Origin of the sequence: Maribacter sp. HTCC2170 (assembly GCF_000153165.2) — a bacterium.
Classification (GTDB): domain Bacteria; phylum Bacteroidota; class Bacteroidia; order Flavobacteriales; family Flavobacteriaceae; genus Maribacter_A.
The window spans coordinates 703,619-717,278 of sequence record NC_014472.1 but is presented as its reverse complement, the minus strand read 5'-3'; the positions used below and the strand labels follow the sequence as shown (position 1 = coordinate 717,278).

Here is a 13,660-nt window from a genome sequence, read left to right as displayed (position 1 = left end):
AGATGAATTAAGGAATAATCTCATATGAAAATTAAAAGACTTGTGATATATCACTACATGAAAAATTCATTAATAGAAATTGACAATGAATTAACTGATGAATTTTATCAAAATCGAGAAGAATACCTTGCGCATTTAGATGAGGTTATAGAAAATCAAAGGAAGTTTTTTTTGAAGGACTTAACTATTAGGACACATAGGTCAACCACTGATTTCAAAGTCAAACTAATGGTTAAGTCTTATGTCAGCAATATAAATAGGTCTGCTAAGTCACTAAAATCTCTCAAGGGCAATGATGCACAAAGAATCATTATTGAAAGATATTCTAAAAGCTATAGAGATACACTAACATATATGGCTCAATACTATGGAGATTACTTTCCTCAAACCGAGATTGAAGCTCTAACAACAATTAAGAATAAAAAATTAGAAAAACATATCTTCCAAGACAAACTGATGAAATTCAAAGAAGTTAATTCCAAAGCCGTAGAATATGGATTAGTTGGATTTGATAATAGTGGTTATTTTTGGATGGGCAAAAAAAATGAATTAGTAGATTTTTGCAGAGTATTGAATAGCAATAGTATTTTGAATAAGAACATATCGCTAACTAATCACATACACTTCTTCGAGGATTTCTATAATTTGAACGTAGGTGACCAATCCAAACCGAGTAAATTTAATAAAAGGTCTCTTGATTTGAACAAATTTAATCACCTCCTTACCTAATTCCCCTTTAGACTCATTTTATTCCCCTTTAATTCCCCTTTGAAATCACTGATTCAAGCTATCGCAATACCTTAAAAACAAGGTTATTCCCCTTGGATTACCACCTTTTTTTGATTCTATAGTTTAGCTCTAATAATTATAAAAAAGACATATTATGAGCAAAACAATTCAATTTTTACAAGTTACTCCGGAGGAGTTAAAACATGAAATTTTAAAGGGGCTAAGCAAGCAGCTAGAGGAGTTAAAAAAAGGCTTTTCAACAAATGCCCCAATAGATTATTTAAGTAGAGCAGATGTAGCCAAAATGCTTCAAATCGACCTTAGCACACTTTATATTTGGACGAAAAAGGGAGTACTGACGTCTTATGGTATTGGCAATAGGGTCTATTATAAGAGAGAAGAAGTTGAAGCTGCCATTATCAGGCTTAATCAGTAGTGATTATGAAATCAGTGATAATTCAAAAGCCATTACTTGAAGACCTTAAAGAGAGTATTGGACTACAGAACAAATTGGAATTGGACAAGGCTGTTTATTTTGTAAGCCTAATCAATAGCATGCCAACCTCATATCGGGGTAATGAAATTGACTTTATGCGGGTCAATTTAGATTCCCAAAAGTTGAAAGGGGTTGATTGGAAAGCTGCTGATTACATGAGGTTTCTTATTAAAAATAGGTTCATTGAAAAAGTTAGAAACCATTCATCCTTTCATGGCAAATGTGCTGCATATCGGATTCCTGAACAATACTTCCATGGTGAAATTGTGCCATTTAGAATATGGAATAAATCCGTTTTAGAAAAATTCGACCAAAAGGGACGAGATAGTTCTAAATCCCATCAAATGGATTTTTGCAGAGAGCAACGCCCACATTTGGTTAGATGGTTCGATGAAAACCTAAGTATCAATCGAGAGGATGCCCACAACGAGATAAGCTACTACCGGAATAACGATGACCATCAGAAATACATTCATAGCATGCAGCTTATTTCAGAATGGGAAGATAAATCATGGACTTACAGTATAAAACCTGAAACGGACAACCGACTTCACACAACCCTCACAAGGACAAACAGAAGCCTTAGAAAGCATTTAAGATATCAAGATAAAGGTTTAGTTGGCCTTGATTTAAAAACATCTCAGCCTTATTTTTTATGCGCCATTTTAAAAGGTCTTTGTTTTCGGGACATAGATTATTTGGAAAGAATAGGTGCAACCAAAATTCTAGGAATGAATTTGATTCAAGAGTTGTGCGCTCTAGTTGATATTGATGAAGCCCGTGCCTTTGCTTGTGATGTAATCAACGAGGATTTATACAATGTACTTATTAAAATAATTCCAATTCAATATGATTTAGAAACAGGAAAACCTTTTAGAATAGTAATTAATGGCAAGGGCATGAAAGAGTTTATAACCAAGAAATTATACGAGTCTGAAAGAGACTGTATGAAAGAAGTGGTACTGACCGTATTTAACTGTAAAAAAGGGTACAGTTCGGCGGAGACCAAGGCCTTTGCTGCTGCTTTCCCCTCTATTTATGCTATTATTCAACGAATAAAAGAAGATGAAGATGTAGAATTTTATCAATTATTAAGTCATGTTGAGGCATACTGCCTTTTGGATTGTGTAGCGAAGAAAATTGCGGCCAAATATCCTGAAATGCCATTGTTGAGCATACATGATTCATTAGTTACAACAGACGATATGAAAACACTATTACAAAATAAAATGGAAAAATATTTATTCGATATTACGAGATTAAAACCAACTATAGAATTGGAGAACTGGACAGAAGATAAGGGAATTACAATAAACAATAAACTACTAATTACCCTAATGTAACAGATGTTCTGCTAAAACCTGATATTCAATAAATTGCAATTGATTACTAGTTGATTAATTCATCCTCCATTCTCACATTGCCCTATCTCGATACAACAACTCCTGAAACCCAATAAAGGTATCTCTTATTGACTTAATTGCACCTAGTTCATTTTTGGCGTCAGCGATAGCCTGATACTTCAATTCTAATAAATTTGGAAGTTTGGCGTCATCCAGTTCATCAACTCCTTCTTTGACATATTGCTCTAATACAAAGTTCAAAAACTCCTGTTGCTTTGGATTGTAGTCATTCATCTGGATTTTAGCTTTACCTGCTCTTTCTAATCGAGGAACAAGGTCTTTGTGATACGCTACGTAGCTTAACACATCAAAAAGGTCACTTTCTTCACCGTGAATTAAATTTCTCAAATCTTCCAATTGCGAGTTTGTGTATCCTTTTTCGCTTAGCTCGTTTAGCAATTTTTTGCGTGTGCTTGGCAAACTCCAAATTTTTCGTAATTCATTTTCACTTGCAAAGAATGAAGGTAAATCCCCAAACAATTGCTCAATAAATTCTTGTGAGGAAATTGGTTTTCCTGATGGACTCCAAAATGAAGTCTTGACCATAGAATCTATTTCTCTCACTTTGTTATCCGAGAGTTTAACTTTAATCATTCTTCTCGGTGGTGTTTCGCAAACACAAGGAATATTATCACATTCAGGACAGGGTTCAGGCTCCGGTCTTTCGCAAACACAAGGTGTTTCTCCGCAAATATTACAAACTCTTGGTGTTCCGCCTCCCGTTGATGGTTCTGGCGGTATAGGTTCGCCGTCCCATTCTGGGTCTTGAAAATGATTATGAGCATTCACAAAATCGAACAAGGTGAAATAATCTTTACTATCAAATAACCTTGTGCCACGACCAACTATTTGCTTAAACTCTACCATGGAATCTACAGGACGAAGTAAAACAATGTTTCTAATTTCTGGTGCATCTACACCCGTACTCAACTTTTGTGAAGTTGTTAATATAGTAGGAATACTTTTTTCATTGTCTTGAAAATCTCTTAGGTGCAGTTCGCCCATTTTGCCATCATCTGCCGTTACACGATGACAATAATTTGTACTCTTACTATCTGTATTTTGATTTATTAAATCTCTTATTAATGCAGCGTGCTTTTGAGTTGCACAGAAAACCAAAGACTTTTGGTTTTGATTAATGATTTCCAAGAATTTTTTAACTCTATATTCCTCAACCTGTTGAATTATAATTTTACGACCATAATCCCTATAGGTAAAAGTATCGCCTACCTCTGCTTCACCGAAAATTATAGTATCATCTTCTGTTACTGTGTATTCATCATAATTGGTTTGAATTTCTTTTACCTTAAAAGGGGTTAAGAAACCATCATTAATACCATCTTTTAACTTATAAGTATAGACAGGGTCACCAAAGTAATTGTAGGTATCTCCGTTTACATCTCGTTTTGGCGTTGCAGTTAAACCTAATTGTACAGCAGGCGAAAAATAATCCATTATGGCTCTCCAAGAACTTTCATCATTACCACCTCCACGATGACACTCGTCAATAACTATCAAGTCGAAAAAATCTGGTGGGTATTGTCCGAAATTAAAATCTTCTGGTTTTTTTATTTCAGGTATTACATCCTCAGAAACTTCTTCTAGGTCAACATTCTTTTGTGCATCCGTCATAAAAGTTTGAAAAATGGTAAAGAAAACACTCCCATTTGTAGGTACCGTACCTTTCTTTTTTATTTCCGACGGTCGGATTCGAACCTTTATGTTTTCATCAATGGTATCAAAAGCATTGAATGAATTAAATGCTTGGTCTGCTAAAATATTTCTGTCTGCTAAGAATAAGATTCTTGGACTTCTTGATGCATCTCGCCTTAAATTCCATTTGGCATGAAATAATTTCCAAGCAATTTGAAAGGCAATTGCAGTTTTTCCTGTTCCTGTTGCTAAAGTCAGCAAGATTCTGTCCTTCTTCTCTGAAATAGCTTCTAATACTTTAGCGATTGCATTTTGTTGATAATATCTTGGTTGCCAAGTGCCTCCTCTATCTTCGAAAGGAATTGCAAATAAGCGTTCTTTCCAATTGGCAATCTCAACTTTGTAATCTTCTTTAGGCGTTGGGTACGTCATTTCCCAAAGCTCGTCAGGTGTTGGGTATTTAGATACATCACCTTCTGTACATTCTTCTAAATCTATACCATAGATTTGTAAACCGTTGGTGGCGTACGTAAATCGAATATTTAGACGTTCTGCGTAGTCTTTGGCTTGACCAACACCATCTGTATAATATAAATCTCTTTTTTTAGCTTCTACAATACCTATTCTTCTGTTTTTATATTCTAAAACATAATCAGCAAAAAGTGGTTTAGAACGTCTGTTTTGACCAATTAAACGACCTTTGGTAATAGGAAACTCCAAACGCAATCGACTACCTTTAACAATGCCCCAACCTGCTTCACGCAAAGCGGGCTCTATTAAATCGTGTTTGGTTTGAGCCTCATTCATTATTAAGCAGATTCTAATTCCTCAATACTTGCTTCAAAAGTTTCCTGTAGTAGAGACTCTCCGAGGTCTTCCAAATGATTAAGCTGATTACGCGTTATGAGTATTGCATCTTCAAAAGAATTAACTAAAGAATCGATTCTTTGAATAATTCTCTTTTGTATTTCAATTGGAGGAATAGGTACCATTATTTCTTTTAGAATTTTCACAGAAGCTACATTCTTAATTGCTGCACCCATTGATAGTTCTTCAATTTTTAGTTTGAATACTTTACTTTCCATCCAATACTTCAAAAAATTTACATCAATTGAAGGATTAGGTGATAGTTTTAATAAAGCCTGATTTATTATTCCTTTTTCAAATGATTTAGGGACAATAGCAACCTTACCCATTGTGCCCGAACAACTCATTATTAAGTCACCTGATTTAAGTTCAAATCTTTTCATTTCATTGAACTTATCTTGATTTATGTAATATCTTACATGTTCAAATTGGTTATTTATTGCATGTTGTTGTTCATAAACTGCAATTCCCTTTTCAACAAAAATTGATTTTTTTAAACTACCGCCAAAAGGACCCCTTACAAATTCACAAACATCGCCGAAACGTTCCTCTTTCCATATTCCTCCCTCATTTTTTAGCATTAGATTAACTTCTGACAAATAACTGTCGATATTGGTTTTAATTTTTTGAAGTTCTGAATTAAAATCCATGGAGTACTTGCTTACAGCAGAAATAATCGTATTAGGGCTTAATATCTTATCTAACTTTTCCTCATTTGGATTTATTGGAGTTAAATTGCATGTGTTCTCATCTATTTCATGGGCTTTTATTATCCAAGAGTTTTTACCAATTTCTTTATTCCTTATTTTTTCAAGAAAATCTTTAAAATCATTATCATTAAGAGGTTTTGTTTTCCCTAAAGTTCTTTTAGGGTCAAGTTTATAGTACCATATTTTCTTAGTTGGAGCCCCTTTTGTAAAAAATAAAACCACAGTTTTGACTCCTGCTCCATAAAATGTACCTCTTGGCAAATCGAGAATACAATTTAACTCGCAACTTCCAAGTAGATTTTTCCGAAGTGTTGAGTATGCTTTTTCAGTATTATTAGATAAAAAAGAATCTTTTATTACTATTGCCGCTCGTCCACCTGTTTTTAAACTTTTAATAAAATGCTGTAGAAACAAAGATGCAGTTTCTCCCGTTTTTATGTCAAAATTTTGTTGTACTTCTTTTCTTTCTTTACCACCAAATGGCGGATTCGCTAGAATAACATGGTAACGATTCTTCTCTTGTATATCACGAACATTTTCGCCCAGCGTATTGGTATGAATGATGTTTGGGGCTTCAATGCCGTGAAGAATCATGTTCATGACCCCAATAACATACGCCAAGTTCTTTTTCTCTTTTCCATAAAGTGTTTCCTCTTGTAAAGTTTTAAGATTGCCGGTTGTTTTTTCCATGCGCTCATACATGTATTCGTATGTTTCGCATAAGAAACCACAAGAACCTGCTGCACCATCATAAATTTTTTCTCCAATTTGTGGGTCAATCACATTAATCATGGCACGAATAAGCGGTCTTGGTGTGTAGTATTGTCCACCATTACGACCTGCATTACCCATGTTTTTAATCTTACTTTCGTACAAGTGGCTTAACTCATGTTTATCAGTAGAAGCTCGAAAAGGAAGTTCGTCTGCATATTCTAAAATCTCTCGTAAGTTATAACCGCTTTTAATTTTGTTTTTCAGTTCAGAGAATATTTCGCCAATCTTGTATTCAATAGTTTTTGGGTTGTCAGCTTTTTGTTTGAACTCTGCCAAGTAAGGAAATAACTTTCTGTCTACAAACTGAACCAAATCTGGTCCTGTCATAGCCTTGTGGTAGTCTAATTTTCCGTCATCATCTTTTGGCATTGCCCAAATTGGCCAACGGTATTCTTCATCTAAAATGAATTTGTATTCTTCGCCTTTTAATTCCGCTTCGTCTGCTTTGTCTTGTTCCAGTTCGTCTAAATAACGCAAGAACATAACCCAAGAGGTTTGTCCTATGTAATCTAATTCGCTATCTGCTCCTGAATCTTTGTAAAGCAGGTCATCTATATTTTTAAAAGTTTGTTCGAAACTCATATTTTATGCTGTTTTTTCATTTGGAAAGAGGTCTAATTTAAGTTGTTTATTATCTATTAACAACTCATCTAGCTTAATAAAATTAATATCCTTAATCCCTATTCCTTCCAAGGTCTTTTTAACTTCTGCCACTTTATTTGCCGACCGATAGGAAACAGTCCATTTTACCTTAACGCTAAGATTCTTTACTATCTCTATTAAATAAGGCAAATCAACGCTTGAAAATGAAAGCCCAAAAATATAAATCTGTTCAATGTCAGCTAGTTTCTTAAAAAAATCTTCATTGGCTTTTATTATAGTATCAGTAGGTTTATAGGTGTCAGTAAAATATCGGTATAACTGTTCCATTCCTTCATCAAAAGAATAATCATAGTTATCATTCTGCTCTTCCACCCACCTATCCATCTCTTCCTCTGTCAAACCATCTGGTGGAGTTGGGTCATTTCTAAAATTTTCTGGTTTAATTCCATGACCTAGTATAATATCACCTGAGCCGTGGAAAGCACTATTATGTATGTATAAGATTTTTTCTTTTGGTATATCGTATAATCTTTCTAAGGTATTGGTGTAATTGAAACTTAAATATTTGGCATTTTTATTTAGTTCTATCAATCTTTCTGAAACAGATTCTTTATAAACAGTTCTAAGGATGAAATCTTCAAAATTTTGAATTAAATCAGAAGTCAGTTTTCCACAAATTTCCATCATGGTATTAGGAAAAGCATGCAAATCTCCCGCTCGAAAATCGTCACTCGACCAATCCGGTAGGTATACATTGTTATCATCAATGATGCCGTCTATATCCAAATGGGCCAAATTTTCTTCAAAATCACCCCATAGATTATCATCCTCTGTTGGAGTATCACCTTTAATGGTGAAAGCAATATACTTTTCCAACAATTCAAATAACTCTTTATCGTTGTCTAAAAGATATTCACCAAAATCATTATAACCGGTTTTTAGTCCGTGATGCAAGTCAAATCCATTACCAATAATGTAAAGGGTCTTACTATTTTTCGTTTTGGATTTTAGATTTGTAGTCAATTTGGCTTTTTCATTAATCAATGCCGGTTATCATCAATAGGGCTATGTTATTTCAATTTGAAATACTCTTCTAGTGTATTAAAGGTATGAACAGATTTTATGAATATTTCTTCTAATACTTCCATGTAATTGTCATCTTCTATTTTAAAATATTTAAGCGCTTTTTTACAATCCGAATTTGATTCACTAAAGCTATGAGCAATCAAACCAGACCTTAAATTTTGTAAATTTCTTAAAAATTCAAACATATCCGGAATTTTCATTTCTTTGGATTCTAAAAATTTCTCAAATTTTAAAATTCCCCTGACATTCGAATCTAAATTTAGTCCCTTGGCTAATTCTTTTTCATTTAACCTGTCTATTGTTAATTTGACAATGGTTAGTGTTTGTTCACAAAAGGCTTTAATATTATTAGACGTTATTTTATGTAAAGAGGTAAATAAATATTTATCCAATTCAGATAATGGTTTATAGAGATTCCATCCAAATTTCTTTTCCCACTTTTTATTGAACTCTTTATATTTTGATTTGAAGAATAAATCCGCAGTTTCTGGTTGCTCCGCCCATTGTCCATCTATCATTGTACGATAATAAGTACGACTAATATTCATGTTCTCTTTTGGTGGAATATTATATTGCTTCCAATGAAGCTGTTCTTTATGAGGGAGTGTTCTTAAATTCGTAAGAAAAACAGGAACATAATCACCAACATTGTTATCAATCTTTAATGAAAAGAACTTAGAACTCACTCCAAATCCATCAACTTCATATTTATACGGTTCGTTATAGTATTTGTTTAGCACTTCCTTTTTGAAGTAGGTTGCTTTAAAATGATTTCCATCCGTTTTTCCACAATTTTCATAAAGTAATTCTCCTTCATCATCATAGCCAATTATAAATTCTTCATTCTTTGATTCGCCTAAATCAAAATGGGTTTTTTTTACTTTGTTTGGTTTTATTAAAACTTTACCCATTATCCAACTTTGTATTTTATCAGATACATTTCGAATAAGATGACTATAGATAAATTCATTGTCATTTATCAATTTTTCCCCGTATTTAATATTCCATTCTGATGGTATATTTGAGACAAGTCTCATAAAATCATAACACACAACAAAGTTCATATCCCTCATTGTAATATATTCCTTTAAGTATTTGATTTGTATTTTAATTAAATGTGGTTCAATTGTGATGACTTCATCTAATTCTCCATAATCATTGACGTAAAAAAAAGTTCTGTTTTGTTTATCACTACCTTTTTCATAAAGCCTGAAATAAAGAATAAATTCCTCGGAAATATCTATGTACTTAACAGAGGATTCAGTAAGGGAAAACTGCTTGTAAAAAAGAAAGGGTTCTAAACCTTCTTCATCGTATGTTTTATAAGCATTATCCCCATAGACGGATGGTTTTCCTTCTCTTCCCATTGAAAGTGGCCATTTATAATCTTTATTATACAACTCGAATTGATTATTAGAAACCAAACAACAATATATTCCAGACGAATCGTCTAGGCCTTTTGAATCATTCTCATAAATTTTGAGCCAACCGTTATTGATAAAAAATTTTGATTCAATTTCCTTTATTTTATCCTTTAAAAGGAAATAGTCTTTTTCCATATTCATTCAATCTTTATTTTGTTCAGCACTAATCTTCTCAGCTATAATTGTAGAATGAAACTATTGTGGGAATAAATAATTATAGCTCGGTGAGACACCTAACAAAAATACAATTTATAAGAAGTAAAGTCCTACAAGATTTTAGCTAAATTTAAAGATGTAAGGGATAAAATTAGGTATGAAACCTGTCATGCTAAAAAAGAGAACGTATTGCAATTTTATTCATTAATCTATAACTATCCGTATAGACTATAAATTGATTTGAAGACTTTAATAAACTGGTTTTATGGAAGTTACAAGTTATGATTAAAACTAATTAGTTATTTTTTAGCCTCTCTCTTAAACCCGTAAAGGACATGTATTGTTGTAGGCCGTGATATGCCAAAAGGAAAACGATTTATTTTAAGACGGGGGGTTTCGAAAACAAATAATTAACCTCAAAAAGTTTTAGCTTTTAGAAAACCTAAAATTTACACCAAGATTATCACTTATTTCAAAATAAATTGAATCCTTAATTTCTGTTTCGGCGTAATATTGTTTTCCATTTGCACCTGAAATAGTTTAATTATGTTTGTGTTATAGAATTTATGTAACGTATGCCTAAGTAAATTAATTAAAATCGTTGACCAAATGTTATCATAGTTCTATATTTATTGTAGCATTTCCAAAATTAAAGTTTGAATAATCATTAAATTATATCTGAATGTTAGTGTACGTCGCTTTAGGTGGTATTGCTTTAACTACTATTTCTGTTTCAGCTTATTTAAATGTTAAAAAGAAAAAAAGGTTTGAAGAGGAACAAAGATTACGTATACTCGAAAGTTATAAAAAAAGTCTTCAAAAAATTCTTTTAAAAATTGAGTATTTCAATGAAGATTTTAAAAGATTTAGGAATGAAATAAAGTACATTTCAAACTATGATATATTTGATTTTAAATTAAATTATGAAGATTTATTTTATGAAGTTAGTAATGTTGAGTATAAACATTTACCAGACTTTGAGAATGAAATAAATTTCATAAGTAGTTTTTTACTTGATTATTCAAAGATTAAAGAATTAATTAAAGAAAGAAACAACAAATTTGTTAAAAATGAACTAGAGAAAGCCAATGATTTGTTAAGTGATGTTGAAGGGCATTCTCTTGATAAACAACAGCGAAATGCAATTATAGTAAATGAAGATAACAACTTAATTATTGCAGGTGCTGGCTCTGGTAAAACAACTACTATTGCGGGTAAAGTAAAGTATCTCACTCAAAGATTAAAAGTTAAACCTGAAAGCATATTACTAATTTCATTTACACGTAAATCAGCAGATGAAATGGCGGAAAGAATCCAAAAGAAAATGGATATTTCATTACCCGTAAAAACATTTCACAAATTAGGATTAGATATACTTGCTGAATCATCAAACCAAAAACCATCAATCTTTGGTTTATCTCAAAAAGAAATACTGCAATTAATAACTTCATTTATATCGAATGCAAAGGCTAATAGCCAATATTTAAATAAGCTAATTGACTTTTTAGCATATCACTTAAAACCTTATAAAGACATTCACGACTTTGAATCCGATGCTGAACATAATAATTACTTAAAAGAACAAAAGCTCGAAGGCTATAAAACAATAAATAAAACAACTTCAAATGGTGTTGAAATAAAATATAGGGAAAGATTTAAAAGCCAAGAAGAAGTATTAATAGCCAACTTCTTTTTCAGAAATAATATTGAATATAGATATGAAGAAAGCTATCAATATAAAACAGCGAGTAAGAAGTTCGGCCAATACAAACCAGACTTTTATTTACCCGAACGCAAAATTTATTTGGAACATTTTGGTATTGATGAAAAAGGTAAAGTCCCTTCTTGGTTCAAAGGGGATACTGAAAAATCAGCGCAACAAAAATATACGGAAGGTATTGAGTGGAAAAGAAATGAACATCGTGATAACGGTACGACACTAATTGAAACCTATTCTTGGGAACAAAAAAAAGGGATATTACTTTCTAATTTAAAAATTAAACTTGAAGACAAAGGAGTAGTTTTCAACCCTATGTCAGATGATGAATTATGGCAATATATTGAACAGTATACCACAGAAGATATTGATGTATTTACGCAATTATTAAACACTTTTTTAATATTGTTTAAATCTAACGATGAAACAATAAATAACTTATCAAATAGAGCAAATAAAGAGGGGAATGAAAGAGCAATATTGTTTTTAGAATTATATGAGCCAATATTTAAAAGTTATGAAAGCTATTTAAAAGAACTTAATGAAATTGATTTTAGTGATATGATAAATTTAGCCACTAATTCGATTCTAAATAACCAATTTACATCACCATACAAGTATATTATCATAGATGAATTTCAGGATATTTCACAAGCAAGATATAAATTAATTAAATCATTATTAGACCAAAAACCTGATACAAAATTATTTTGTGTAGGTGATGATTGGCAATCAATATATCGTTTTGCAGGAAGTGATATAGGTGTATTTACAGGTTTTTCAAAGTACTTTAAATCATCTTCTATTAAGGGGTTTAAAAGAACTACAAGCAGGTCTAATATAGAATATACTTACAGATTCGAGAATAAGTTGATTGACTTGTCTAGTAGTTTTATTTTAAAAAACCCTAACCAAATAAAAAAGACATTAAAAAGTCATAAGAAATCAAATTATAGCCCTGTTACTATTCATAAATATAGAGATGCAGAACGAAATGGTAAATCCGCATATCAAGCCTTAAATAATGCTTTAGAAATAATCAATGAAAAAGAAAAAAGCAATAATATTTCGGTATTGTTATTAGGTAGATATGATTTTGAAAGAAGAATAGTCGAAGATTCTCAGAACATAGCTAAGAAGTATAATGAGCAACTAAATAGATATGATTATGTATTTAAGGGTAATCAAAATCATACTATAAATTTTTTAACAATTCATGCATCAAAAGGTTTGGAAGCAGATTATGTTGTTATTCTAAATGGTAATTCAGGGACATACGGTTTCCCTTCGGAAATTTCAGATGACCCATTGTTAAACTTTTTACTATCAAAAGCAGACCAATTCCCTAATGGAGAGGAAAGGCGTTCGTTCTATGTTGCTTTAACAAGAGCAAAAAAACAAGTACATATCTTATCAAGTCATGAATATCCTTCAAAATTTATTGAAGAAATTGAACCTTTCCCGCCAATTACCTCTTTAAAATGTGAATGGTGCGACAATGGTAAATTAGTTGAACGAAATGGCCGTTTTGGGTATTTCTATGCTTGTAATAACAGTCATTACTGTAATTATACCAGAAAAATTGAAGCAATAGATTTAAAAAATGTTGCATTAGAATTTTCAGAAAAAAAGGACTTTGAAAGTGCTATTAAATATTATCTGAAATCTTTAGAAATTGGAAATGACAATGGCAATACTCATTTTGAATTAGGGAGGTCTTATGAACAAAACGGACAATTAGAAGATGCCCTTGAACATTATAATACATCAATATATTTAGACAATAATTTTGCTTATGTTTATTTTTGGCGTGGTAGTGTTTTATTCGATTTAAGAAATTATAACGATGCAATAAATGATTGGGTGAAATTTAAAAACTTAAAGCCAGCTAACAATAATGTTAACTATTGGCTGGCAAAATCTTATTATAATCTTAAAAATTATCGGGTAGCAATCTCTTACTTAGATAAATCCCTTGCAGTAAATAAAGATGATTCTGATTGTATAGATTTAAAGAACAAATGTTTAGAGAAAAAATAAAA

Annotated in this window: 8 protein-coding genes; 4 read left to right on the top strand and 4 right to left on the bottom strand. The window is 31.7% G+C overall.

Features of this window, described 5'->3' with window-relative positions; all coding sequences use genetic code 11:
- Positions 1-57: 57 nt before the first annotated feature.
- The 3 genes from FB2170_RS03310 (at position 58) to FB2170_RS03300 (ending at position 2,568) form a co-directional block, all read left to right on the top strand.
- Positions 58-729 (top strand): hypothetical protein, encoded by a 672-nt coding sequence (locus tag FB2170_RS03310; RefSeq protein ID WP_013305092.1) that lies wholly within the window; start codon positions 58-60, stop codon positions 727-729.
- A 154-nt stretch (positions 730-883) separates the two neighbouring features.
- Positions 884-1,165: a helix-turn-helix domain-containing protein gene (locus FB2170_RS03305; RefSeq protein ID WP_013305091.1), complete on the top strand. Its 282-nt coding sequence runs from the start codon at positions 884-886 to the stop codon at positions 1,163-1,165.
- 5 nt (positions 1,166-1,170) lie between these two features.
- Entirely contained in the window at positions 1,171-2,568 is a 1,398-nt protein-coding gene (locus FB2170_RS03300) for a hypothetical protein (protein WP_013305090.1), read from the top strand.
- Between the two features lie 72 nt (positions 2,569-2,640).
- Here FB2170_RS03300 and hsdR read toward each other — a convergent pair whose 3' ends face one another.
- The 4 genes from hsdR to FB2170_RS03280 form a co-directional block, all read right to left on the bottom strand.
- A complete protein-coding gene (hsdR, locus tag FB2170_RS03295) occupies positions 2,641-5,088 on the bottom strand; it encodes an EcoAI/FtnUII family type I restriction enzme subunit R (protein ID WP_013305089.1) in 2,448 nt (815 codons plus the stop codon).
- A 2-nt stretch (positions 5,089-5,090) separates the two neighbouring features.
- Positions 5,091-7,115, bottom strand: coding sequence for an N-6 DNA methylase (locus FB2170_RS03290; RefSeq protein WP_237701156.1), 2,025 nt, complete (start codon positions 7,113-7,115; stop codon positions 5,091-5,093).
- A 102-nt stretch (positions 7,116-7,217) separates the two neighbouring features.
- Entirely contained in the window at positions 7,218-8,258 is a 1,041-nt protein-coding gene (locus tag FB2170_RS03285; RefSeq protein WP_158306077.1) for a bacteriophage abortive infection AbiH family protein, read from the bottom strand.
- A gap of 47 nt (positions 8,259-8,305) precedes the next feature.
- Positions 8,306-9,880 carry a hypothetical protein gene (locus FB2170_RS03280; RefSeq protein WP_041633015.1) on the bottom strand — a complete coding sequence of 525 codons (1,575 nt, stop codon included), beginning with the start codon at positions 9,878-9,880 and terminating at the stop codon, positions 8,306-8,308.
- A gap of 703 nt (positions 9,881-10,583) precedes the next feature.
- Here FB2170_RS03280 and FB2170_RS03275 point away from each other — a divergent pair.
- On the top strand, positions 10,584-13,658 hold the full coding sequence (locus FB2170_RS03275) for a UvrD-helicase domain-containing protein (RefSeq protein WP_013305085.1): 3,075 nt from the start codon (positions 10,584-10,586) through the stop codon (positions 13,656-13,658).
- Positions 13,659-13,660 lie beyond the last annotated feature (2 nt).